This is a genomic window from uncultured Chloroflexus sp. (genome assembly GCF_937951745.1).
Classification (GTDB): domain Bacteria; phylum Chloroflexota; class Chloroflexia; order Chloroflexales; family Chloroflexaceae; genus Chloroflexus.
In genome coordinates, this window is sequence record NZ_CALFBQ010000019.1 from 57,141 (window position 1) to 81,150 (window position 24,010).

The 24,010-nt window shown below is 58.0% G+C and carries 19 protein-coding genes; 15 read left to right on the forward strand and 4 right to left on the reverse strand.

What is annotated here, in order from left to right:
• Positions 1 to 29: 29 nt before the first annotated feature.
• On the reverse strand, positions 30 to 644 hold the full coding sequence (locus Q1A59_RS06195) for a superoxide dismutase (protein WP_298401003.1): 615 nt from the start codon (positions 642 to 644) through the stop codon (positions 30 to 32).
• Between the two features lie 93 nt (positions 645 to 737).
• Positions 738 to 1,370, reverse strand: a complete 633-nt coding sequence (locus Q1A59_RS06200; protein ID WP_299644392.1) for a metalloregulator ArsR/SmtB family transcription factor — start codon at positions 1,368 to 1,370, stop codon at positions 738 to 740.
• 180 nt (positions 1,371 to 1,550) lie between these two features.
• Between Q1A59_RS06200 and apbC the strand changes: the two genes are divergently transcribed.
• The 3 genes from apbC (at position 1,551) to htpG (ending at position 6,031) form a co-directional block, all read left to right on the forward strand.
• A complete protein-coding gene (gene apbC, locus Q1A59_RS06205) occupies positions 1,551 to 2,645 on the forward strand; it encodes an iron-sulfur cluster carrier protein ApbC (RefSeq protein WP_298401007.1) in 1,095 nt (364 codons plus the stop codon).
• Between the two features lie 294 nt (positions 2,646 to 2,939).
• Positions 2,940 to 4,001, forward strand: a complete 1,062-nt coding sequence (moaA, locus tag Q1A59_RS06210) for a GTP 3',8-cyclase MoaA (RefSeq protein ID WP_298401010.1) — start codon at positions 2,940 to 2,942, stop codon at positions 3,999 to 4,001.
• Positions 4,002 to 4,141: 140 nt separating this feature from the next.
• Positions 4,142 to 6,031 carry a molecular chaperone HtpG gene (gene htpG, locus Q1A59_RS06215; RefSeq protein ID WP_298401012.1) on the forward strand — a complete coding sequence of 630 codons (1,890 nt, stop codon included), beginning with the start codon at positions 4,142 to 4,144 and terminating at the stop codon, positions 6,029 to 6,031.
• Between the two features lie 131 nt (positions 6,032 to 6,162).
• Here htpG and pulA read toward each other — a convergent pair whose 3' ends face one another.
• Positions 6,163 to 9,696 (reverse strand): pullulanase-type alpha-1,6-glucosidase, encoded by a 3,534-nt coding sequence (gene pulA, locus Q1A59_RS06220; RefSeq protein WP_298401015.1) that lies wholly within the window; start codon positions 9,694 to 9,696, stop codon positions 6,163 to 6,165.
• 160 nt (positions 9,697 to 9,856) lie between these two features.
• Entirely contained in the window at positions 9,857 to 10,432 is a 576-nt protein-coding gene (locus Q1A59_RS06225) for a DUF1997 domain-containing protein (RefSeq protein WP_298401017.1), read from the reverse strand.
• A 205-nt stretch (positions 10,433 to 10,637) separates the two neighbouring features.
• On the opposite strand from Q1A59_RS06225, the gene Q1A59_RS06230 reads away from it, so the two are divergent.
• The 12 genes from Q1A59_RS06230 (at position 10,638) to Q1A59_RS06285 (ending at position 23,614) form a co-directional block, all read left to right on the forward strand.
• Positions 10,638 to 10,883: a hypothetical protein gene (locus Q1A59_RS06230; RefSeq protein WP_298401019.1), complete on the forward strand. Its 246-nt coding sequence runs from the start codon at positions 10,638 to 10,640 to the stop codon at positions 10,881 to 10,883.
• A 159-nt stretch (positions 10,884 to 11,042) separates the two neighbouring features.
• The gene (gene proS / locus Q1A59_RS06235; protein ID WP_298401022.1) at positions 11,043 to 12,485 is read left to right on the forward strand and encodes a proline--tRNA ligase; all 1,443 of its coding nucleotides are present in this window, start codon (positions 11,043 to 11,045) and stop codon (positions 12,483 to 12,485) included.
• Between the two features lie 21 nt (positions 12,486 to 12,506).
• A complete protein-coding gene (locus Q1A59_RS06240; protein ID WP_298401025.1) occupies positions 12,507 to 13,352 on the forward strand; it encodes an STAS domain-containing protein in 846 nt (281 codons plus the stop codon).
• Positions 13,353 to 13,375: 23 nt separating this feature from the next.
• The gene (locus Q1A59_RS06245) at positions 13,376 to 14,236 is read left to right on the forward strand and encodes an STAS domain-containing protein (protein ID WP_298401028.1); all 861 of its coding nucleotides are present in this window, start codon (positions 13,376 to 13,378) and stop codon (positions 14,234 to 14,236) included.
• A 93-nt stretch (positions 14,237 to 14,329) separates the two neighbouring features.
• Entirely contained in the window at positions 14,330 to 15,187 is an 858-nt protein-coding gene (locus Q1A59_RS06250) for an STAS domain-containing protein (RefSeq protein WP_298401031.1), read from the forward strand.
• A gap of 189 nt (positions 15,188 to 15,376) precedes the next feature.
• Positions 15,377 to 17,701: a sodium-translocating pyrophosphatase gene (locus Q1A59_RS06255; protein ID WP_299644400.1), complete on the forward strand. Its 2,325-nt coding sequence runs from the start codon at positions 15,377 to 15,379 to the stop codon at positions 17,699 to 17,701.
• 185 nt (positions 17,702 to 17,886) lie between these two features.
• A complete protein-coding gene (gene hoxE / locus Q1A59_RS06260; RefSeq protein ID WP_298401037.1) occupies positions 17,887 to 18,408 on the forward strand; it encodes a bidirectional hydrogenase complex protein HoxE in 522 nt (173 codons plus the stop codon).
• A gap of 2 nt (positions 18,409 to 18,410) precedes the next feature.
• The gene (locus tag Q1A59_RS06265; protein ID WP_298401039.1) at positions 18,411 to 20,018 is read left to right on the forward strand and encodes a NuoF family protein; all 1,608 of its coding nucleotides are present in this window, start codon (positions 18,411 to 18,413) and stop codon (positions 20,016 to 20,018) included.
• Positions 20,008 to 20,715: a bidirectional hydrogenase complex protein HoxU gene (gene hoxU, locus Q1A59_RS06270; RefSeq protein WP_298401041.1), complete on the forward strand. Its 708-nt coding sequence runs from the start codon at positions 20,008 to 20,010 to the stop codon at positions 20,713 to 20,715. Before Q1A59_RS06265 ends, hoxU begins: the two co-directional genes overlap by 11 nt.
• 18 nt (positions 20,716 to 20,733) lie before the next feature.
• Complete coding sequence (locus tag Q1A59_RS06275) at positions 20,734 to 21,267, forward strand: oxidoreductase (RefSeq protein WP_298401043.1); 534 nt, start codon at positions 20,734 to 20,736, stop codon at positions 21,265 to 21,267.
• A gap of 75 nt (positions 21,268 to 21,342) precedes the next feature.
• Positions 21,343 to 22,764: a Ni/Fe hydrogenase subunit alpha gene (locus Q1A59_RS06280; RefSeq protein ID WP_298401045.1), complete on the forward strand. Its 1,422-nt coding sequence runs from the start codon at positions 21,343 to 21,345 to the stop codon at positions 22,762 to 22,764.
• Positions 22,765 to 23,116: 352 nt separating this feature from the next.
• Positions 23,117 to 23,614: a hydrogenase maturation protease gene (locus Q1A59_RS06285; protein ID WP_298401047.1), complete on the forward strand. Its 498-nt coding sequence runs from the start codon at positions 23,117 to 23,119 to the stop codon at positions 23,612 to 23,614.
• Positions 23,615 to 24,010: the final 396 nt, after the last annotated feature.

The following is a 24,010-nucleotide window of genomic DNA, read 5'->3' on the forward strand; positions in this document are numbered from 1 at the left end:
CTGCCGCACTCCAGCCGACTGTCGTTGTCTTAACCCTTCGCCGCCGCGTAATGCTCGGCCACCTTCGCCCAATTCACCACATTCCACCACGCATCAACATAGGCGGCCCGCTTGTACTGATACTTCAGATAGTAGGCATGCTCCCAAACATCAATGCCGAGGATGGCTGTCTTGCCCTCCATCAGCGGATTGTCTTGGTTCGGCGTGCTCATAATGCTCAGGCTGCCATCCTTGCCGGCAACCAGCCATGCCCATCCCGAACCGAAACGGCCCAGCGCCGCCGCCTTGAACTGCTCTTTGAAGGCATCGAAGCTACCGAAGGCCGCGTCAATCGCAGCGGCTAGCTCACCAGTGGGCGCACCGCCGGCGTTCGGCCCCATAATCTCCCAGAAGAAGGTGTGATTCCAATGCCCGCCACCGTTATTGCGTACCGCAGTGCGGATAGCTTCGGGAATGGCTTCCAGATTGCTCAGCAGCTCTTCGATCGTCTTACCCTGCAAATCGGGGTAGTTGGTCAAGGCGTTGTTCAGGTTGGTGACGTAGGTCTGATGGTGATTATCGTGATGATAATGCATCGTCGCTTCGTCAATGTACGGCTCGAGCGCGTTATAGGCGTAAGGCAACGGTGGAACTTCAAATGCCATGAGTAACCTCCGAGACATTTTCAAACAATGACGGCCACCATTGGCCGTCAGCTCACGCGTATCTCTATTGTACCGCGAATTATCAAACTAATGCTACACCGGAATACGATAGCGGCAGCAATGCCCGCCTTCGGCAATCGTCATATCACGGGTGATCGATGTTGCCAACAGATCTTCGTAGAGCCGCAACTCTTGATCGCAAATCTGCGGGTAACGGCGCGCAACACAATCGAATGGGCAGTTGTACTGCGTCATGAGCAAATCGCCATTATCAAGCTGCTCGCATTCGCACATATATCCCTGTGAGGCGAGCATATCAGCTAACGCGGCCACCTGCACCGCTCGCGGCTTGCCGGCCAATTTGGGCGCAAGATCAGCATTGAGTGTTTTACGCCGTTGCTCAAGCACTTCACTCACTGCCGCGTCACCGCCAACTGCCGCCATGCTCTCGATCAGCTCGCAGACCAGCCGTTCGTAATGCTTGGGAAAGAACGACTCTGCCCGCTCAGTAAGCGCATACAGATGCGCTGGCCGGCCAACGTTCCGGCGCAAGCCGCTAATGTAGACTAGCCCTTCCCGCTCGAGCGCGGTCAAGTGCTGGCGGATGCCAACCGCGCCGATTTCGAGCGCGGCGCTCAATTCAACGGCGCTCATCTCTCCGTGCCGGCGCAACAATTGCAAGATGCTGCGCCGCGTCGCCCCTTGTTCTCTGCGCTCAACTTTCATGGCCGGCATCACCACTTTACGTATATGATCCTATCGATATGGCCTTATGGTGAGTATATCAATCGCGCTATGGCCTGTCAAGGAAGAAGCGCGAATTTTGCCACTTTAGTAACATCATTCTTTCTTAATTCTCTGGTATAATGCTAAGAGATACGCAGTTAGGTTTTATGGAGTAGAGGGATGGGTCTCTTTTCTGGCAAGCAGCCGGCACAGGTGACAGAAGAGCAGATTTTGGCCGCGTTGCGGCAGGTGCAAGAGCCAGAGTTGGGCGGCGATCTGGTGTCGCGCCAAATGGTGAAGCATGTTGCGATTTGTGATGGGATCGTCCGCTGTACGATTGAGTTGACCACCCCGGCGTGCCCGCTTAAAGATCAGATCCGCGATGAGGTCGTCGCCGCGGTGAGCGCCGTTCCCGGCGTGAAAGAGGTACATGTCGATTTTAGCGCGAATGTGCGCCGGCCCGCCGGCATTCCTGAGCAGTCGGCCATTCCCGGGGTGGCCAATGTCATCGCTGTAGCTGCCGGCAAGGGTGGTGTCGGCAAAAGCACTGTAGCAGCCAATCTGGCCGTGGCGTTGGCTCAAATGGGCGCACAGGTCGGGTTGCTCGACGCCGATGTCTTTGGGCCGAGCTTGCCGTTGATGTTGGGAGTGCGCGGCCAGCCAACTGCGGTAAGCGACGCTAACGGCCAGCCGATGATGCTGCCGCTGAGCAATCACGGCGTTAAGGTGATGTCGGTTGGCTTTTTGATCGATGAGTCGCAGCCGGTGATCTGGCGCGGGCCGATGGTCAGCCAATTGCTGCGCCAGTTCCTCTATCAAGTGGCATGGGCGCCGCTCGATTATCTGATTATCGATATGCCCCCCGGCACCGGCGATGTGGCCCTGACCCTCGCTCAAAGCCTGCCGCTGACTGGCGCGCTGATTGTCACCACGCCCCAGCAGGTGGCGACGATCGATGTGATCAAGGCGATGGAGATGTTTCGCAAGGTGAATGTGCCGTTGCTCGGCGTGGTCGAGAATATGGCCTATTTCATTGCACCTGATACCGGCAAGCGTTACGACATCTTTGGCAGTGGCGGCGCCGAGCGGCTGGCCCATCAACTAGGGGTGCCGGTGCTCGGCCAGATTCCGCTTGGTATGAGCGTGCGCGAGGGTGGCGATACCGGCCAGCCCGCTGTGATTAGCGACGCGCCCGATGCCTACGCCAATATCTTTCGCGAATTGGCCCGTCAAGTTGCTGCCCGGATTTCGGTGTTGCAGTACGCGACGGTGTAAGGAAACTCGAAGACCCGGTTCGTAGCTCCCCGCTCGGCGGCAAGCACTATCCCCCTCCCCCTTGGGGTGAGGGCTAGGGTGGGAGCTACCTCCCCCTCCAAGCGAGAGCTAGGGTGGAGGCTGCACGGGGCGCAGACCGCTGGCCCGCTTATCAAGGGGACCATCGCCCCTAGCCTAGGGTACTCATCGCCCTCCCCTTCCGGGCGAGAGCTTGGGTGAGGGTGAATGCTGTTCACATCTTTAGTTGGTTTGGCTGTTCGTTGCGTCGTTGCGTGTTCACGATGAGGTGTATGCATGGCTGCTAAGCCGCTCCCCGGCACAATTCCAATCACCTTCTACGAGCCATCCCGCCATCCCCGCTACGCCACCGATACTCCCGCTCTCGACCAGTATGGCCGCAGGATCGACTATTTGCGCGTTTCGCTCACCGACCGCTGCAATATGCGCTGTGTGTATTGCATGCCTGCGGTCGGCATGCAGTTTGCTCCCCGCCCTGAGTTGCTCACCAACGATGAGTTGCTGCTCGTCATTCGCGCCGCCGCTCGCGCCGGTTTCCGCAAGTTGCGCCTGACCGGCGGCGAGCCGACGCTGCGTCACGATCTGATTAATCTGGTGCGCGAACTGAAACGGATTTCCGGGATTGAGCATATCGCGATGACCACCAACGCTCTGCGCTTGCGCAAGCTGGCCCAACCATTGCGTGAGGCTGGGCTGGATAGGGTCAACATTAGTATTGATACGCTCGATCCGGTGAAGTTTCGCATAATGACCCGCGGCGGCAATCTTGATGAGGTGTGGGCTGGGATCGAAGCGGCTGACGCTGCCGGTTTGCATCCGATTAAGCTGAATGCGGTCGTGGTGCGCGGGATGAACGATGAAGAGGTCGTGCGCTTGGCTGGGCTGACGCTGGAACGACCGTGGGAATTTCGCTTTATCGAGGTGATGCCGCTGACCGGAGTGGCCGGCTTGGCCGAAGAGGGAATTGTGTCAAGCGCCGAGCTGATTGCTCGCCTCGAACAGCACTACGGCCCGCTCGAAGAGATTGGCCATGCGCCGAGTGATCCGGCTCGCACTTACCGTTTGCCCGGTGCCAAGGGGGTGATCGGCTTTATTTCGAGCGTGAGCGATCCCTTCTGTTCGACCTGCAACCGTATGCGCCTCACTGCCGATGGCCGCCTCCACCTCTGCCTCTTGCGCGACGATGAGGTCGATCTGCGGGCCGCCGTCCGCAATGGCGCTACTGTTGATGAAATCGAGCAGATAATTCGCCACGCCGTTTACATCAAACCGTGGGGCCACGGCCTCCCCGAAGGCGTGAAACCAACCCTGCGCGGGATGTCGGAATTGGGCGGCTGAGCGCGCCGATTTCCAACATGTCTCTAACGATCAAGCGCCGGCTGAGAGATTACAATGCATGGTAGCATTGGTGGTATGCGCTTAGCGTTGTGGGTGCTTGCCAAGGTTCATTCATCTCTCAGCAATAGCGAGGGAGGCGTATGACAACGGAACCGTTGACGGAAACCGGACGACAATCTCATACCTTCAAGGCCGAAGTACAGCAGGTGCTGTACATTCTGGCCCATTCACTCTACACCGACCGCGAAATCTTCCTGCGTGAGTTGATCTCGAACGCTTCCGACGCGATCAACCGGGTGCAGTTCGAGATGCTGACCAACCGCGAGGTGCGCAATCCTGAACTCGAACCGCAAATCACGATTGAGGTCAACAAAGAGGCGCGCACGCTTTCAATCAGCGATACCGGTATCGGTATGACCGCCGAGGAGATGGTCGAGCATCTCGGTACGATTGCCCAGTCGGCGGCGCGCGCGTTTGTGAAACAGGCCGGCGAAGGGGCTAAGCAAACCGCCAGCGAAATCATTGGTCAATTTGGCGTCGGCTTCTACTCAGTATTTATGGTTGCCGATAAGGTGACGGTCGTGTCGCAGTCGTATCGGCCCGATGCGCCGGCGGCGATGTGGGAATCGAGCGGAGGCGATAGCTTTACTGTTGGCCCCGCCGAGCGCGCCCAACGCGGCACCACGATTACCCTCCATCTCAAAGAGGATGCAACCGAGTTCGCTGATCCGTGGCGGATCGAACAGATTGTCCGCCGCCACTCGAACTATGTCGCCTTCCCGATTATGCTCGATGGCCGCCAGATTAACGCCCGCACCGCGATCTGGCGTAAGGCGCCGCGCGATGTCACCGCCGAAGAGTACAATGACTACTACCGCCAACTGACCCTTGATAGTCAGCCGCCGCTCAGCTATATTCATATCTCGACCGACGCGCCGGTTGATCTGCACGCAATTCTCTACATCCCGTCCCGCCGCGAGCGTGGTATCCTCGAACGGCGGATCGAAGGCCAGATTAAGCTCTATTCGCGCAAGGTGTTGATCCTCGAAGAGGCAAAGGATCTGCTGCCGGCCCACTTCCGCTTTATCGAAGGTGTGGTTGACAGCGAAGACTTACCGCTAAATGTCTCGCGCGAGAGTGTGCAGAGCGGTACTGCTGGCGGCTCGCCGGTGATGCAGCGCTTGCGCAAGACGCTCACTGCTCGCCTGAACAAAGAGCTGAACGAGCTGGCCGAACGCGATCCCGAAAAATACCGCACTTTCTGGCAAGAGTTTGGCCCCTTTATCAAAGAGGGGATCGCAACCGATTACGAGCACCGTAACGATTTGCTCAAGCTACTGCGCGTGCAGACGACTAAGAGCGGTGACGAGTGGATCACGCTGGCTACCTACAAAGAGCGCATGGTGCCCGGCCAGAAGGAGATTTACTACCTCATGGCGGCCAGCCGCGAGGCGGCGCTCAGTAGCCCGCACCTCGATCCGCTGCGCGCACGCGACATCGAGGTCATTCTCTTTACTGACCTCATGGACGGCTTTATGCTGTCGGGGTTGCGCGAGTATGAGGGTCTGCGCTTACGCAACATTGACGAGGGTGAGCTTGATTTGCCCGGTGAGGTTGAGCGGCCCACACCGGCGATTGACGATGCCCAATTTACCGCACTGGCCGAACGGATTGCAGCAACCTTGGGCGAGCGGCTGAAAGAGGTGCGCGCCTCGAAGGTGCTGCGCGATAGCCCGGCCCGCTTGGTCGCCGATGAGGCGGCGTTTGGCCGCGAGATGCAGCGCATCCAGCAGATGTTGGGCCATGAGGTGCAGACCGGACCGCGCATCTTGGAACTTAACCCGGCTCACCCCTTGATCGCTGCGCTAGCTCGCCGCGCTGCCGCTGATCCCAACGACCCGCTGATCCCGCTGGCCGCCGAGCAACTCTACGATAACGCGCTGTTGATCGAGGGCCTGCACCGCGACCCGGCAGCAATGGCGCCACGCATTTTGCGGCTGCTTGAATTAGCCGCCAATGTTGAACGGTAGCCGCAAAGAATTGGAAACGCAAGGGCGCAGAGAACGCAACGTGCGCAAAGGTGTTTGAAATTGGGGGTGTTAGTACAGTCGTACTTAAGCCCCCTACAATAATAAACTCTACCCCCTCTGCGCCTTTGCGTTTACCGCTGACGGCGTGCAACGATCAACCCCGCCCCACCCAACGCTATCACTGCCAGCACCATCCACACCCACCACCGCGCGCCACTACCGCCAGCAACCGGTGCCGGTTCGGCCGTGGGGGTAGGAACCGCCTCGGTAGGCGCTGACACCGAGGTAGCCGTTGGCACGGGATCAGGCGCTGCCACCAACGGACGCGGGCCAACGAACACCACTGTGGTGCGACCGAGCACACTGAATGTCCCATCAGCGCTGTAGCGCGATTGTGTCACCCGCTCGTCGCTCGAAGCGACCTGCACATCGTGCAAGCGTAGATCGCCGTTGGCCAGTTCGGGAATGGTGATTGTCACCGGATCAGGCCGGGCGTTGAACAGCACCACCACCTGCCCAATGTTCGGATCAAGTCGCGTCAGGCCGTTGTCGCTGATGCTCATCACGATCAGGCCGGGGATCTGATCCGGCCCATGATTGAAGAACGAGACCATCCGCTCGACCTCTGCGGCGGTACGTAGCCGGAAGAGTGGCGTACTACGACGAATACGCAGCATCTCGCGGAAGTGGTCGTAAGTGGCCCGCATCAGCGTTGCATCGGGTTTGAGATCAGGATTGGCCAACAATGGCGCCATGATCGGCCAGTTACTCTGATTGTCTCCCGCCGGCGGCAATCCCGATCCAAACGTGTTTTCTTGGCCACGCCAATCGATCCGATTGAACCAATCGGACGAGTTGTAGCTGTTGCGATCGAGCGATTTCGAGCGCAGCAGTTCATCGCCGGCGTGGAAGAAGGGAATGCCCTGCGCCAGCGCGGTCAGCGAGAGGCCGAGTTGCGCCATGCGCGCCCGCTCGACGATCGGCGTGGTGGCAGCCGCTTTGAGCTGCACCGCATCGAACAGCGTCTCGTTGTCGTGCGCTGACACGTAGACAATCTGCTCTTGCGGATCGAGTGTGTAGCCGCCGGCGGCGCCGCGGTATTTGATCTGCTCGCCGGGCACGGTACGGCCTTCGTAGTTGACCATGCGGTACGTCTTAAGATTGCCAGCTAACCCTAGCTTAATCAGGTCGGTTTCGGCAAGAAGCTTAATCCGCTGTGCATCGGGCGTGCCTTGCGGAAAGTCGCTCGGATCAGTGGCGAGACCGGAAATGAACCCCTGCAAGCGCGGATCATCGAAGGGGCCGCCGCCACGCGCTGCATCGCGCAGCCGGTCTGAGAAGGTGCCAATGCCGGTGCCGGCCATATTGAACTGGGTCGCGTTGATGCCGCGCACGTTGTTGGCAACCTCGCCGAAGTTCCAGCCCTCGCCGTAAACGATAATCGATGTGCCATCCACCCCGTCGCGTTCAAGGGTCAACGCATCGAGCGCCGCCCGTACCGCGAGCATGTTGTCCTTCATGTGGTGGCCCATCAGGTCGAAGCGGAAGCCATCGACCTTGTACTGTTTCGCCCACAACACCACCGAGTCGACCATCAGCTTTTCCATCATACGATGCTCGGTGGCAGTATTAGCGCAGCAGGTCGAAGTCGTCACATTGCCGTCGCCGTCGAGCCGGTGGTAATAACCGGGCACGATCCGGTCGAGCACCGAACGCGGATTCTGACCGCTGGCGTTAGTGTGGTTGTAGACCACATCCATCACGACCCGCAAACCGGTCTGGTTGAGCGCCTGCACCATCTCACGGAATTCAAGGATGCGCTGCGGGCCATCGGGGTTCGTGCTATAACTGCCTTCCGGAACTGAGTAGTGATAGGGATCGTACCCCCAGTTGAAGCCGTCGAGATCACGGATTGGCTCGATCAGAGCTTGCTGCTCAGGCGAATCAGGCGGCAGCGCGCGCAGTTGCTCGTAAGGCAACGGCACTTGCCGCTCGCGAATCTCTTCGATGGTGGCAATATCGAACGCCGGCAAGAGATGAACGTGTGTCACCCCGGCCTCGGCCAGTTCGGCCAGATGACGCATCCCAACACTCTCACGCACGGTAAAGGCGCGGAAGGTACCGCGCAAATCAGCCGGCACTGTTTCGTCGAGAATGCTAAAATCGCGCACGTGCAGCTCGTAGAGCACCACATCTTCGGGCGCGGCCAACGGTGGCTTGGGCAACGTCTCCCATCCGGGCGGCTGCAAAGCCGGATCGTTCAGATCGATAATCTGGCTGCGGGTGCTGTTGGCGCTCAGCGACACTGAATACGGGTCAGTGACCAGATTCGTCACTACCCGGCCCTCACTCGGCACATAGACATCAACTTCAAACAGGTAATACTGACCGATCCAGCTTGCCTCGCCACGAATGCTCCAGACGCCGGTCGCAGCATCGAGCGTCATCGGTAAGACCACTGCGCGCGTATCAGGGTTGACATCGGCGAAGCGGTGCAAACGCACTTGTCGAGCGGTTGGCGCCCAGACTCGGATCGTGGGCAAGCCGTCCTCGATGGTCACGCCAAGTGGGCCGTCGTAGGGAAAGAGTGCATCAAGCGCGCCGGGAATCTGCACGCGGGTCGCATCGAGCGGCTGGTCATTCTCATCGTACATCGCCACCACCAACTGGCCGCGGGTGAGACCGATCAGGCGCGCGCGGTCGAGCGGCGGCAGCTTAAAGGCGCTAAAGCCGGCCAAATGCGGGAACTTGGCTAATGCCGGGCCGGGGCCGGCCGGGGTAAAGGTCAGATCAAACCGTTGCCCACCCATCACCCCTTGCGGCGTCAGTTTGATCGCACCAGCCGGGTCACTAAACAGGGCGTAACGATACCGTGGTGTGCCGATCACATTCCACACAATCGTCTCGGCATCAACCCAATAAGCGCGAGCGCGCGAAATATCGCCCTTTGGCGCACCGGCGGTTGAAATCGTCACTTCACCACTCCCTGCGTTATAGCCGACGTACACCTCGCCGCCTTCGGCAACTTTCATCACAAACGGCGGGCCATTGGGGCCACCCTCACCAATCGCACCCCCCAGCGTCTCACCAATCGCCAACCGCAAGCGATACTCACCGGCGGGAATGCGATTGGTGGTAAAGGTATACAACCCATCGCCATCAGGGTCTTGCAGCCACGAACCGAGGCAGGTGGGATCATCGGCGGCAGCGCAACCGAGCGCGGGCTGAAAATCGCCTACGGCAACGATCAGCGGCGTGTTGATACTATCAGTCACCCAATGGGTCTTGTGGTCGTAGACAAAACGCACTGTGGTAGGTACAGACACCTGCAACGGAATGTTTGGCCCATCGCGGCGGGCATTAAGACCGTAATTCTCAGCCCAGCTATCGTTGAGCGCGACTTTATACTCATAGGAGCCTGCCGGCAAGTCAAACCGCGCGCTCCACACATCAACTGCGGGGTCGTAGGTCAGGTAGGTAATGCTGCACGACGGCTGCCAATCGCCGGGACAACCAAGCACACGTTGAATCGTACCGGGAATGGTGACGGTTTTGGGATCAGGCGTGGTTTGCGCCGCAATCGGCAAGGCAGCCAGCGACCACACCAGCCACAACGAGACTGCGAGCGCCAACAGCGCGCGCCGGCGCCAAAAACGAAGCTGCATAGCGATCACCCATGATAGTTGGCAGCGAAACTATTTGCGCGTAGTATAGCAGGTTGCGGGAACAATGCAACTATGACAAGAGCGCATCAGGGCGGGTCTTAAACCCGCCCTGACGAGACGCCCTCTGAGCGTGCGACTGCCGCAGCACCCTTACCATTCATCACCCATTGCCGCCGATCCACGCATGAAAATCGGCATCGATGGCGCGAGTAAAGCCGGTGATCATATGGTTCATCTTATGTTCCATCGCCCGCTCGCCGATCGCTTGTAACACATTGCTCGGCATCACCCACAGCACTCGCGGCACAGGAATCGTCATCGCTAATTCGACAGTATATTCGATATCAGTGCCATTGGCATGCGGGTAGAAGACCGCCTCGGCGAAGAGTTGGCCGGGAAAGACAAATCCTGTCAAATCGATGGGCGGGCCATCATCAACCGGCACAATCCGAATAGCACGGTGCGGTTCAAAGATGGCGGTAACATCGAAGTAGCCAGCCATCGCATGGCCATGACCATCAGTAGCACCGACCACGAGGCGGTAGCGATTGGGCGCGTAGGCGAAGACCTCAATCACATCCGGCAATAGGCTAAAGACCGCAGGAATATCGCAGAAATACTCAAAGGCCAGCTCGAGTGGGCCGTTGAAGCGGAAGAGGTGGACAGCAGCACCGTTGAGATCGACGGCTCGACGACGATCATCGTTGGCGATAGAGGGCGTGTAGGGCGCCGACATAGACGCTCCTCGGCGCAGCTTCAGCAGTGAAACTGCACAAATTTCATATATGACATCAATTACCGCTAGTATAGCATCTCCATGCGCTTTATGCAAGCGCAGACACACCGGCAAGGATTGACGTTTTGCTTTTTGCGTAATAGAATGAGACACAGAACCGCGACAACAGCGCCGCAACGAAGCTAGCGGCGGGAAGGAGCGATCAATGTCAGTCAAAGAGAGCGGCGGCATCTTTAGCATGATGTTCCGTGAGGTTGGTCTTTTCTGGGAGCAAGCGTGGAAGTGGGCTGAAGATCAGGCCAAAGCCGATCGTGAGCAAGAGAAGGTCGATCAACAGCGCCGGCTGGCCGAAGCGCAGGCCCGCCTGCTCGAGCAAATCCGGCTTGCCAAAGAGGCCGGCCTTGATGTTGATCGGATTATGGCTGTGATGCAACAAGAATTGAAGAAATAATTCCTCTGGGAATAGTTACGGAACAGCGGGGCGGCTCACCGCCCCGCATTTTGCATGATTACCGCCGCACTCGCTTCTCGCATGTCGGCTATAATAAGCCGGTAGGAATCAGCGCGTCGCGCTGAGCATAAGCGTTGATAACCAGCCCGAGGAAGCGGCATGCCCAAAGATGTTATTACCCAACGCAGCGTTGATTATAACCAGTGGTACCTTGATATTGTGCGCGAAGCCGATCTGGCCGAAGTTGCCGAGGTCGTGCGCGGCTGCATCGTGGTTAAAGCGCATGGCTGGGCCATCTGGGAATTGATGCAACGCGCGCTCGATGACCGGATTAAAGCCACCGGACATTCAAATGTGCAGTTCCCTTTGCTTATTCCCAAGAGCTTTATCATGAAAGAGGCCGAGCACGTCGAGGGCTTCGCGCCGGAAGTAGCCGAAGTCACCCGTGCCGGCGGTGAAGAGCTGGCCGAACCGTATGTCATTCGCCCGACCAGCGAGACAATTATCGGCTATTTCTACAGCAAGTGGATCCGCTCGTACCGCGATCTGCCGCTGCTCTATAACCAGTGGGCGAACGTGATGCGTTGGGAAATGCGCACCCGCCCTTTCCTGCGCACCGCCGAATTCTGGTGGCAAGAGGGTCATACCGCCCACGCGACCGAAGCGGAAGCCGAGGAAGAGACGTTGCGCATCCTCCATGAGGTCTACGCCGATTTTGTCGAACGAGAGATGGCGGTACCGGTGATTCGCGGTCTCAAGACCGAAAAAGAGAAATTTCCCGGCGCACTCCGTTCGTATTGTATTGAGGCGATGATGCAAGACGGGCGCGCGTTACAGGCTGGCACTTCACATAACCTTGGCCAGAATTTCGCCCGCGCCTTTGATATTACGTTTACCGATCAGAACAATACCATCCAGTATGCGTGGACGACCAGTTGGGGGGTGAGTACTCGTCTGATCGGCGCACTTATTATGACCCATTCTGATGATGAAGGACTGGTGCTGCCGCCGCGTCTAGCCCCAATTCAGGTTGTGGTGGTGCCGATCTACAAGAATGATGAAGAGCGCAGCACGGTGATGGCAGCCGTTGCCCGCATGACTGCCGCATGGAAAGGCCGGCTGCGGTTTAAGGTTGATGACCGCGACAACTATAGCCCCGGCTATAAGTTTAACGAGTGGGAATTGAAGGGGGTGCCGGTGCGGATCGAGATCGGGCCAAAGGACGTGGCGAAAGAGACGGTTGCGCTCGCGCGCCGCGATATTCCCGGCAAAGCCGGCAAGAGCTTCGTGCCGCAGGCCGGCCTGACCGAGCGGATCGAGGCACTGTTGGAAGAAATGCAGACCACTCTCTTCCAGCGCGCCCTTGCCTTCCGCGAGGCCCATACCGCCGATGTAACCACCTACGACGAACTGAAAGAGCAAGTTGAGCGCGGTTTTGCCCGCGCATTCTGGGCCGGCGATACCACCGACGAAAAGCGCATCCAAGAGGAGACGCGGGCAACCATCCGCTGTATTCCGCTGGAACAACCCGGCACGGTTGGCCGCTGCATCTACACCGGGCGCGAAACCGATCGGCAAGTCATCTTTGCCCGCGCCTATTAATGTGTGTCGCCGAGGAGCGCTATGAGCACAACGTTAACCAACTTAGCCGCCTTCATCCGCGAGCGCCTGCCGCAGACCAGAGAACGCTTGTGCAAAGCCGTACAAGCCGAAAGCAGCGGCTATGCCGCTATTCCTGCCGCTGACTTAAGCCCAGCCCTGCAACGTTCGGTTGAAACGATCTGCGCGCTCTTCGGCGACAACGATAGCGGGCCGGTCAACGAATGGGCACCCCAAATCGGCGAGCGCCGCGCCCGCATGGGGCTCTCACTTGACGATATGATGACCGTGGTGACACGTATTCGCGAGTTTTGCTGGCAAGAACTCGATGCGTTTGGCAGCGACCGGCTTGCCATCGGCGATGTGCGGCGCTTCGAGGATGCGATCAATGAGTTTAACCGGCTGTTGCTGCTCGGTTATAGCCAAGCAATGCTGGCCCTTCAGCAAGAGTTGCGCGATCAGGCCGAGCAGATCGAGGCCCAACAACAGACCATCCGCGAGTTGAGTACACCGATCTTACCGCTCTACGAAGGGATTTTGGTCTTGCCGTTGGTCGGCGCTATCGATAGCTTCCGCGCCGGTCAGATTATGGAACGCCTGCTCACCGCCATCGCCGAGCGTCAGTCAGATATTGTGATTATTGATATTACCGGCGTACCGGTGATCGATACCGCAGTCGCCAATTACCTCTTGCAAACCGCACGGGCAGCCCAACTGATCGGCGCGCAAGTGATTTTGGTCGGGATTGGCCCTGAAATCGCCCAGACCATCGTGCAACTAGGCGTTGATCTGCGTAACATTCAGATTGGTGCAAATCTCCAAGCGGGGATTGAATTGGCATTGAGCCAGTTGGGGTATACGATTCGCTAACCGATACGTTTGGTGATACTGCGATGCCCAAAGTTTTTGCTGACATTGTTGCCTTTGCCGAAACTGACTTAGCCGCTACTGTTGAATCATTTGTTGATCGCCTGCGCGCGCAGCAGCCAAACTACGCCGCGATGGATCGAATGGCACTCCTCCAAGCCGTTACGACTTCACTACGTACCCTCCTGCATGCGATCAGCACCGACGATCTCCAGCCGTTTCTCGCCCATGCCCGCGCGGTTGGCGAAGCACGCGCGGCGAGCGGCTTTATTGCTGCGGATATGTTTGCCGCCCTCAACGAATTGCGGCATGTGACATGGAATATCGTTGAAGCGTTTGACCGCGACCGCAGCATCGTAACGATCCACCACGTTCGGCGCATTGAAGATCTCTTGCAAGAGTTCGGCAAGACGCTGCTCACTAGCTTTAGCACCGTCTACCGCACGATGCAAGCCCAGATTCACGATCAGGCCGAGCAGATCGAAGCGCAACAACAGACCATCCGCGAGCTGAGCACGCCAATCTTGCCGCTCTACGAAGGGATTTTAGTTTTACCACTGGTTGGCGTCATCGATAGCCTCCGCGCTGGCCAAATCATGGAACGCCTCCTTACCGCTATCGCCGAGCGTCAGTCAGATATCGTGATTATCGATATTACCGGCGTGCCAGTGATCGATACCGCCGTCGCCAATTATCTCTTGCAAACTGCGCGGGCGGCGCAATTGATCGGCGCGCAGGTGATCTTGGTAGGGATTGGCCCCGAAATCGCGCAGACGATCGTCCAGCTTGGCGTTGACCTGAGCGGCATTGCTATCGGCGCCAACCTGCAAACTGGGATCGAATTGGCCTTACAGCGTACCGGACGTGCCATTAGGCCGGCGGCATAAGAACTAACGCAAAGGCGCCAAGACGCAACGTTTTCGCATGTTGGTCGTCTAGACAAGCCGAGTCCTCTCCGTACAAAGCGACAAGGGGGTCGCATGGCCACTATCTTTACCGAACTTCAAGCCTTTCTCCTTGCACGCCGTGACCACATACTGGCTGAACTAGCTCGGCACGTGCAGCAGCACAGCCCGGGTTATGCCCGGCTTGCGCAAGAAGAATTGCTGCCCACAATGAATATGACGATTGAAGCGCTTGCCGAGGCAGTTGGTACCCAAGACCTGCTACCGTTCATCGCTTATGCCGAAGCGCTCGGTGAGATGCGCGCCCACGTGGGCTTTGTATTGACTGATGTATTGATAGCGATTGACGCCTTTCGCTCACTCACGTGGGACGCACTTGAAGCGTTTGCCCAGCATCAACCCGCTTGTACCGTTGAGACGGTGCGTGTCGTTGCAGATATGCTGCAACAATTTAGTCGATCAGTAGTTACGAGTTTTAGCTATGCTTACGAACAGTTACACTATCAACTATACGATCAGGCCGAGCAGATCAAGGCGCAACAGCAGACCATCCGTGAATTAAGTACACCAATTTTGCCCTTGTACCAACATGTGCTGGTCTTGCCAATCGTTGGCATCATCGATAGCTTTCGCGCCAGCCAAATTATGGAGCGTCTCCTCACAACGATTGCCGAACGGCAATCAGATATCGTGATTATCGATATTACGGGGGTGCCATTGGTCGATACCGCCGTCGCCAATCACCTGTTGCAGACGGCGCGCGCAGCCCAATTGATCGGCGCACAGGTCATTATGGTTGGCATTGGCCCTGAAATCGCCCAGACGATTGTCCAACTCGGTGTTGATCTCAGTGGAATTGCTATCGGTGCTACGCTGCAAAGCGGGATTGATATGGCATTTCGCCGACTTGGTAAGCAGATTGTCCGGCGGTAATGCACTACTTTCGCACTGTTTCTGCCCAACATCACATTTGCACCGCTCGTTGCAATCGTAACTCGACTATGCTAGAATAATCCACGTCTACGACAAGGTTTTTCTCACTACAACCAGCGCCCCGCGTATCGCGCGCCGCGCCGGCAATCACATCGGGTCGTGCATTCGTGCAACGAAGGAGTTGGGGTCATGCAGGATCTGAACGCCGTCCAAAGTCTTGCGGTCTGGGCTGTGCTCGTCGTTTCGCTGCTCGGCATTGGGTATGCTTTCTTCATCCGCAGCCAGATCCTCGCCCAAGATACGGGAACACCCCGTATGCGCGAGGTCTGGGGTTACATCAAAACTGGCGCTAATGCCTACCTAAGCCAGCAATTCCGCACCATTTCCATTTTGATCGTTATTTTGACCTTCGTTTTGGCGGCTAGCGTGTTTATCATTCCGCCAACGACCGAAGCAGTCGAGCGGTTTGGCAGCAGAGAAGCAGCGACGCTCTGGGTAGCAATTGGGCGCGCGGTGGCCTTCCTGATGGGATCGCTCTTTAGCTACGCAGTTGGCTTCGTTGGCATGAATGTCGCAGTTGAGGGTAACGTGCGGGTGGCCGCGGCATCACGCAAGGGCTACAACCCTGCGCTGCAAGTGGCGTATAAATCCGGCTCGGTGACCGGCATGCTCACCGTCGGCCTTGGCCTGCTCGGCGGCACGCTGATCTTTATGGTCTTCGGCATTGCCGCCCCCGACGCCTTGCTCGGCTTCGGCTTCGGCGGCTCGCTGATCGCGCTCTTTATGCGTGTCGGCGGCGGCATTTACACGAAGGCGGCTGACGTCGGCGCCGACCTTGTCGGCAAGGTTGAAGCCGGCATTCCCGAAGACGATCCGCGCAATGCAGCAGTGATTGCCGACCTTGTCGGCGATAACGTCGGTGACTGCGCTGGAATGGCGGCTGACGTGTTTGAGAGTTTTGAAGTGACGCTGGTCTCGGCGATGATCCTCGGCATTGTGCTGGGCGATGCAGTGGCCGGCACGATGGGCGATGGTCAGTACGATCTGCGCTTCATCATCTTCCCGCTCGTGTTGCGCGCGATCGGCGTGATCGCGTCGGTGATCGGCAACCAGTTTGTCACCACCGATGAGCGCAAGCGCAACGCGATGGCGGCGATGAACCGCGGTTTCTACATCGCGGCAGGCTTAGCCGTTGTTGCTAGTGCAGCGGCGACACCGGTCTTTATGGTTGATGCTGCCGGCAACGTTGATTGGCGTCCATTTTTCGCTACCCTGTCGGGTGTGATCTTGGCCTTGGCGCTTGATAAGCTGACCGAGTACTTTACCAGCACGCACTTCAGCCCGGTCAAAGAGACCTCGAAGGCATCGCAGACCGGCTCAGCGACCAACATCCTCTCTGGATTGGCCCTTGGTATGGAGAGCAGCGTTTGGGCAATTTTGGTTATCTCGGCGTCGATCTTTACCTCGGTGCTGATCTATTCCGGCGAACCGGCTGCGACCCAGTTCACCGCGATTCTGTACGGCGTGTCGCTGACAGGCATCGGCATGCTGCTGCTGACCGGCAATACCATTTCGATGGATAGCTTCGGCCCGATTTCCGATAACGCGAACGGCATCGGCGAAATGGCCGGCCTCGATAAGAATGCTCGCAATGTGATGGATGACCTCGATGCAGTCGGCAATACGACCAAGGCCGTCACCAAGGGTATCGCGATCGGTTCAGCGGTGATCGCGGCGGTGGCACTCTACGGTTCGTATTTCACCGATGTGAATAAGGTGATCAAGCAGATGATCGATGAGGGAGCAAAGGGTATCGAGCTGCTCTCGTCGATCAACGTCGCCGCACCTGAGGTCTTTATCGGCTTGCTGATCGGCGGTGCTGTGCCGTTCCTCTTCTCGGCGCTGACCATTCGGGCAGTGTCGCGCGCCGCAGCGCAGATCGTCAACGAGGTGCGCCGACAATTCCGCATCCCCGGTCTGATGGAAGGCAAGGTAGTGCCTGATTATGCGCGCGCAGTGCAGATTTCGACCACGGCAGCGCAGAAAGAGCTGATCAGCCTTGGCCTGATCGCGGTGATGGTGCCAATCATCGTCGGCTTCACGCTTGGGGTTGAGGCGCTGGGCGGCTTCCTAGCCGGCATTATCCTCACCGGTCAATTGATGGCGGTCTTCCAAGCCAATGCCGGCGGCGCGTGGGATAATGCCAAGAAGTATATCGAGGAAGGCAACTTCGGCGGCAAGCATAGCGAACCGCATAAGGCGGCGGTAGTCGGCGATACGGTCGGCGATCCGCTGAAGGATACGTCTGGCCCGGCCTTGAACCCGATGATTAAGGTGATCAATTTGGTAGCGCTGATCATTGCCCCAATTATTGTCACGATCGAACCCGGCAGCCCCGGCGTGATTATCGCAATGGTGATCTGTGTTGCCGCGCTGGTGTGGGCCATCTGGCAGAGCAAGCGCGAGAGCGAGGCGCTCAAGGAGATCGCGCAGGCGCCGGCATCGGCCGATTAGTTGCGGTGATTGATCTTAAAGCAGCTTAGGCAAGGGCGGGTTGGCAACCCGCCCTTCCTCGCATCTCTCCAGCTAGCATCGCCCACGGCTTCGTTAACGCCGGGTAATCAACTCTTTTCGCCACAACCATCACAAATCAACTAGGATCAGCGTAGCGTCCTTACAATCTGTTAGGGAGATGTTCAATGACGACATCCGCGCTACAGACCGACGTTGACCGAGATGCACGCGCTGCCAGCGATAATCGGCGCAAGATCCTCGAAGCGACTATGAAACGCTTCCAGTATCAGGGCGATGCGCTGATTGAAGTGCTGCACAAAGCGCAAGAGCTGTACGGGTTCCTCTCGCCAGAGCTGCTGAGCGACGTCGCCCAGCGCCTCCGCTTGCCACCAAGCCGCGTCTATGGCGTCGCTACCTTCTACCATTTCTTCTCGCTTGCCCCGCAAGGCGAACACACCTGTACTGTCTGCTTGGGCACGGCTTGTTATGTACGTGGTGCAGCGCTCTTGCTGCGCGAACTCGAAGAGCTGAGCGGCGTGAAAGCCGGACACACCAGCGCCGATGGTCGCTTCTCATTGCTCACGGCCCGCTGTCTCGGCGCGTGCGGCCTTGCACCGGCAGCCGTGCTCGATGGCGAGGTGGTCGGCCATGCTGACCGTTCCGATTTGGCAGCACGCATCCGCAATCTACTTGGCCGCGAGGAGTGACTATGGATCTCCACGAGCTGGAAGCCATTGGTGAACGAGAACAAGCTCAGCGCACTCGCCTGCGCATTCTCTGTTGCGCTGCCGCTGGTTGTCAAGCGTCAGGGGCGCTTGAGCTCAAGCGTCGCCTTGAGACGGTGCTGACCGCAGCCGGGAAGTTAGCCGATATTGATGTCACACCGGTTGGCTGCATGGGACTGTGCGGGCACGGCCCTTTGGTGCGGCTCGAACCAAGCGGAGAGATGTTTGAGCGCGTGACGCCGGCTGATGCCGAAGAGATTGTTGCTGCGCTTGAAGGTAGACCCTGCACAGTGACGCGCTGTGATCGCCAGCATCCCTTCTTTGCGCGCCAATTTCCGATTGTGCTGCGCCATTGCGGCCAGATCAATCCCGAGCGGATCGAAGATTACATCGCGGTGGGTGGCTATCGCACGCTCTATCATGTCATTCATGAAATGACACCTACCGAAGTGATAGCCGCCATTACCCGCAGTGGCTTACGTGGACGCGGCGGTGCTGGCTATCCGACCGGCTTAAAGTGGGCGACGGTAGCTAAAAGCCCCGGTGAACGCAAGTTTGTCGTCTGTAACGCTGATGAGGGCGATCCGGGTGCATTTATGGATCGCAGCATTCTTGAGAGCGATCCGCATCTCGTGCTGGAAGGGATGGCAATTGCCGCCTACGCCGTTGGCGCTGAACAAGGATTTATTTATGTGCGCGGCGAATATCCGCTGGCTATCGAACGGCTGCAGAAGGCGATTGTCCAAGCCCGCCGCTTCGGTTTACTCGGTGCACAAATCTTTGAGAGCGGGTTTAATTTCCGTATCGACATTCGGGTTGGTGCCGGCGCCTTTGTATGTGGAGAAGAGACCGCCCTCATCGCCTCGATCGAAGGGCGACGCGGCCAGCCCCGTCCGCGTCCGCCATATCCTGCCGAAAGCGGCCTGTGGGGTATGCCGACCCTCATCAACAATGTCGAAACCTTTGCCAACGTTACCGCGATTATCGAACACGGGCCAGAATGGTTTAGCAGCATCGGTTCTAACCGAAGCAAAGGCACCAAGGTCTTCGCTCTCACTGGCAAGGTTCGCAACACCGGCCTGATCGAAGTGCCGATGGGCATTACCCTGCGCGAGATCGTTGAAGAGATCGGCGGCGGCACTCCCGATGGCACGCCGGTCAAGGCCGTACAGACCGGCGGCCCATCAGGTGGCTGCATTCCGGCCAGCCTCTTCGACACGCCAGTAGATTACGAATCGTTGGCTGCGGTTGGCTCGATTATGGGATCGGGCGGCATGGTGGTCATGGATGAACACACCAACATGGTTGATGTCGCCCGGTTCTATATGGAGTTTTGCAAAGACGAGTCATGCGGCAAGTGCATTCCATGCCGGGTGGGAACGGTACAGCTCTTCAATATGCTCACGAAGCTCCGCAATCGACAAGCTCATGCTCGTGATCTAGACAAGATCGAGGAGCTGTGTGATCTCATGCGCGAGACGAGCCTGTGCGGGCTAGGTCAATCGGCCCCCAATCCGGTGCTCAGCACCTTGCACTACTTTCGGCACGAATACGAGGAGTTGATCGGCGCGGAGGGCGACCATGGCAGCTAAAACACTTACCATTGACGGACATCTCGTTTCGGCCCGCCCCGGCGAGACGCTGCTGGCAGCCATCCGCGATGCCGGAATCACGATTCCGACCCTCTGCCACCTCGATGGTCTCTCTGAGGTAGGGGCATGCCGGCTATGTTTGGTGGAAATTGAAGGCCAGCGCCGGTTGCAACCAGCCTGTATGACGATGGTCAGCGAGGGGATGGTGGTACATACCAACACACCGCGCCTACAGTCCTACCGGCGGCAGATCATTGAACTGCTCTTTGCTGAGCGTAACCACGTCTGCGCAGTGTGTGTGGCCAGCGGCAATTGTGAACTGCAACGACTGGCCGGCATGGTCGGGATGGATCACGTGCGCTACGAATACCTCTCGCCCAACTATCCGGTTGATATTTCGCACCCACGGTTTGGCATCGATCACAACCGCTGCGTGCTCTGCACCCGCTGCGTGCGCGCCTGTGACGAGATCGAAGGCGTGCATACGTGGGATGTGGCTGGGCGTGGGGTCAATGCCCATGTCATTACCGACCTAAACCAGCCGTGGGGCACATCGACCACCTGCACCAGTTGCGGCAAGTGCCAACTCGCCTGCCCGACCGGCGCGATCTTTCCGCGCGGGGTCACCGTCGGCGAACGACCGCATGCCAGCGAGCGCATTGCCTTGATCGTCGAAGCGCGCAAGCAACGCTGGTAGGCGCGCAAGGAGAGAACCATGAGCCGGCTACGTATTGCTACCATCTGGCTAGGCGGCTGTTCGGGCTGCCACATGTCGCTACTCGATCTCGATGAATGGTTGATCGAGCTGGCCGCGCGCGCCGATCTAGTCTACAGCCCAATCGCCGATACCAAACGTTTCCCGCCTGAAGTCGATCTGACCTTAATCGAAGGCGCGATCGCCAACGACGAACACCTCGAATTGGCGCAGACAGCGCGCCGTCACAGCAAGATCATCGTCTCGTTCGGCGATTGTGCTGTCACCGGTAACGTCACCGCACTGCGCAATCCGCTCGGCCCGGCCCAGAACGTCTTGCAACAAGTGTATGTCGAGCACGGCGATCCGGGTGGCGTCATTCCGCACGAGCCGGGAATCGTGCCGGTACTGCTCGATAAAGTGGTGCCAGTGCATCAGGTCATTCCGGTTGACTACTACTTGCCGGGGTGCCCGCCTTCGGCACCACGGATTCGGGCCTTGCTGGAAGCGTTGATTGAAGGGCGCGAACCGGCGGCTGATATTCGCTTTGGGTAGATGGATAGTGGCAGAGACGCTGCAAGCGCCATCAGGTTGCGTCGCTGCGTTCGCAATCATATTAAGGAGTGCGCGATGGGCCAACGTATCGTCATCGATCCTGTCACGCGCATCGAGGGCCATGCCAAGATTAGCATTCACCTCGACGAAGCGGGCAACGTTGCTGAAACGCGGTTCCATGTCACCGAGTTTCGCGGCTTTGAGCGCTTCTGCATCGGTCGTCCATTCTGGGAGATGCCCGGCATTACGGCACGCATTTGCGGCATCTGCCCGGTCAGCCATTTGCTGGCCTCGGCCCGCGCCGGCGACGGTTTACTAGCAGTACTGATTCCGCCAGCAGCCGAAAAGTTGCGCCGGTTGATGAATCTCGGCCAGATTATTCAATCGCACGCGCTGAGCTTCTTCCATCTCAGCGGGCCCGATTTGATGCTCGGCTTTGATAGCGATCCAGTTCAGCGTAACGTCTTTGGGTTGATCGCCGCCGATCCCAACCTTGCGCGCAATGGCATCCGGCTGCGTCAGTTTGGGCAAGAAGTGATCGAGTTGCTAGGAGGGCGCAAGATTCACCCGGCTTGGGCCGTACCGGGTGGAGTGCGCAATGGCCTCAGTGTGAGTGGTCGCGATCAGATCCGGGCCAAACTGCCTGAAATGTTAGCAATTGCGCTCGATGCCATCGGACGGCTCAAACAGCTTACCGAACGCTACCAGCGCGAAATCGAGACCTTTGGCGTCTTTCCCAGCCTGTATCTGGGAATGGTCGGGCCGGGAGGGCGCTGGATGCACTACGGCGGCAAATTGCGCGTGATCGATCATACCGGCAAAATGCTGATTGACGAACTCGATCCGATCGATTATCGCGATGTCATTGGCGAAGCGGTCGAACCATGGAGCTACCTGAAGTTCCCCTACATTCGGGCGCTCGGCTATCCGGGTGGCATGTACCGCGTCGGGCCATTGGCGCGGATTAATGTCTGCTCTACCATGGGAGCGCCACGGGCTGACACCGAGCTGCGCGAATTGCGCGAGCAAGCCGGGCCAGTGATCGAGGGCAGCTTCTACTACCATCATGCCCGGCTGATCGAGATCATCGCTGCACTCGAACGCATGGAGATGCTGATCGAAGACGACGACCTGCTCTCAAACGAGCTGCGTGCTGACGCCGGTGTCAATCGCCGCGAGGCGGTCGGCGTGAGCGAAGCGCCACGCGGCACGCTCTTCCACCACTACAAGGTCGATGATAAAGGTTTGATCACGGATGTGAACTTGATTATCGCCACCGGCCAGAACAATTTGGCCATCAACCACACAATCGGCCAGATTGCCCAGAGCTACATTCGCAATGGGCAATTTGACGAAGGCATCCTCAACCGGATTGAAGCTGGAGTACGAGCTTATGATCCATGCCTGAGTTGTTCAACCCACGCGGTTGGGCAGATGGCGATGGAAGTTGAGTTGTACGACGCGCAAGGAAGGTTGCTTGATCGGGTGAGTCGTTAAGGAGCCGGTAAAGGAACGCGGCTCACCATAGCGAGCCGCTTCAATCATCATATCGTTGCTGCGGACAGGGTTGGACAACCCGGTGTCATGTCTAAATCTGCCTGCAGCTGTTTCCTTCCCGTGGCAATGGCATCGCTGCGTATGTGCGAACCAAAAGCCAGCGATGGACAAGATCACATTGAATATCGCAACAATATAGATCGGAGAGAAGATGAGCGACCATAAAGATATTATTCACAGACGACAAAGTTCAAACAGTGGAAATTTTACAACGATATCCTATCGTCGTGCCAAGTTTTTTGCGTTATAATTGTTACTACTCTTACCAAGCACCTCGCGGAAAGGGTTGGCTATGGGGCACATCTGCCAGCGTCGATGCCCGGCAGTAGCGCCGCAGGGTCTGATCATTGGGTACGGCAGCCCGGTGCGTGGCGATGATTACGCTGGGCAAGCCGCAGCCGAGCTGATGCGGCAATGGCGTGTTACTGGCTTACGAGTAATCACGCAAGCGCAACTTACACCGGAATTAGCGGCAATCATTGCCCGCTCACGTCGGGTCATTTTCCTCGATGCTGCGGTTGATCGCACGAATGTCGAAGTGCAGCTCATCGAACCGGCCACTGTCCTCACCTCCAGTCACCAGAGTGATCCGGCAACGTTATTAACCCTTGCCCGCATCCTCTATGGTCATGCACCACGCGCAGTCTTGATCACCATCCCCGCTTACGACACCTCACTCAGTTTAGTGCTCAGCCCTGCCACCGCACGAGCGGTTGCGTATGCCGCCCGGCTTGCGCGAGCTTATATCGGACGGCGTTATTGGCCATTGCAAGCACGGGCCATTGGCTAATTGTCAGTAGGGGCGCGGTATTGCAGCACATCACTGGTGATAGTTCCATCACAGACTTGGCCGGCAAAAGCTAACGCTAGCGCATGTTACGCAATGAGCCAACGCTTTGGCAGCCCCATTATGGAGTACGGCAGTAGACTGCCGCACTCCATAGCCGGTTGTGTTTGGGCAGCCATCGTCACAGCAAAGAACGCCTGATCGGCCTTGCTCTTACGCCAATGCTGCCGGCGTAGGACAACTTCAGAACAGCATCAGCCGGCGCGCGAGCAAAAAACCCCACACCCCCCAGCAGTGAGCTAGGGGGTGTGGGGTTTAGCACCTGAACAGGCACGCGTGGTGATGAACCGCGCCGTAGCACGTGAGCAGTGAGTGGGATTGCTCCCTAGAAAGGAGGTG

Excerpts from the sequence above, each read along its gene's own strand:
- Q1A59_RS06195 (WP_298401003.1), bottom strand. The coding sequence starts at position 644 with ATGGCATTTGAAGTTCCACCGTTGCCTTACGCCTATAACGCGCTCGAG.
- Q1A59_RS06200 (WP_299644392.1), bottom strand. The coding sequence starts at position 1,370 with ATGAAAGTTGAGCGCAGAGAACAAGGGGCGACGCGGCGCAGCATCTTG.
- apbC (WP_298401007.1), top strand. The coding sequence starts at position 1,551 with ATGGGTCTCTTTTCTGGCAAGCAGCCGGCACAGGTGACAGAAGAGCAG.
- moaA (WP_298401010.1), top strand. The coding sequence starts at position 2,940 with ATGGCTGCTAAGCCGCTCCCCGGCACAATTCCAATCACCTTCTACGAG.
- htpG (WP_298401012.1), top strand. The coding sequence starts at position 4,142 with ATGACAACGGAACCGTTGACGGAAACCGGACGACAATCTCATACCTTC.
- pulA (WP_298401015.1), bottom strand. The coding sequence starts at position 9,696 with ATGCAGCTTCGTTTTTGGCGCCGGCGCGCGCTGTTGGCGCTCGCAGTC.
- Q1A59_RS06225 (WP_298401017.1), bottom strand. The coding sequence starts at position 10,432 with ATGTCGGCGCCCTACACGCCCTCTATCGCCAACGATGATCGTCGTCGA.
- Q1A59_RS06230 (WP_298401019.1), top strand. The coding sequence starts at position 10,638 with ATGTCAGTCAAAGAGAGCGGCGGCATCTTTAGCATGATGTTCCGTGAG.
- proS (WP_298401022.1), top strand. The coding sequence starts at position 11,043 with ATGCCCAAAGATGTTATTACCCAACGCAGCGTTGATTATAACCAGTGG.
- Q1A59_RS06240 (WP_298401025.1), top strand. The coding sequence starts at position 12,507 with ATGAGCACAACGTTAACCAACTTAGCCGCCTTCATCCGCGAGCGCCTG.
- Q1A59_RS06245 (WP_298401028.1), top strand. The coding sequence starts at position 13,376 with ATGCCCAAAGTTTTTGCTGACATTGTTGCCTTTGCCGAAACTGACTTA.
- Q1A59_RS06250 (WP_298401031.1), top strand. The coding sequence starts at position 14,330 with ATGGCCACTATCTTTACCGAACTTCAAGCCTTTCTCCTTGCACGCCGT.
- Q1A59_RS06255 (WP_299644400.1), top strand. The coding sequence starts at position 15,377 with ATGCAGGATCTGAACGCCGTCCAAAGTCTTGCGGTCTGGGCTGTGCTC.
- hoxE (WP_298401037.1), top strand. The coding sequence starts at position 17,887 with ATGACGACATCCGCGCTACAGACCGACGTTGACCGAGATGCACGCGCT.
- Q1A59_RS06265 (WP_298401039.1), top strand. The coding sequence starts at position 18,411 with ATGGATCTCCACGAGCTGGAAGCCATTGGTGAACGAGAACAAGCTCAG.
- hoxU (WP_298401041.1), top strand. The coding sequence starts at position 20,008 with ATGGCAGCTAAAACACTTACCATTGACGGACATCTCGTTTCGGCCCGC.
- Q1A59_RS06275 (WP_298401043.1), top strand. The coding sequence starts at position 20,734 with ATGAGCCGGCTACGTATTGCTACCATCTGGCTAGGCGGCTGTTCGGGC.
- Q1A59_RS06280 (WP_298401045.1), top strand. The coding sequence starts at position 21,343 with ATGGGCCAACGTATCGTCATCGATCCTGTCACGCGCATCGAGGGCCAT.
- Q1A59_RS06285 (WP_298401047.1), top strand. The coding sequence starts at position 23,117 with ATGGGGCACATCTGCCAGCGTCGATGCCCGGCAGTAGCGCCGCAGGGT.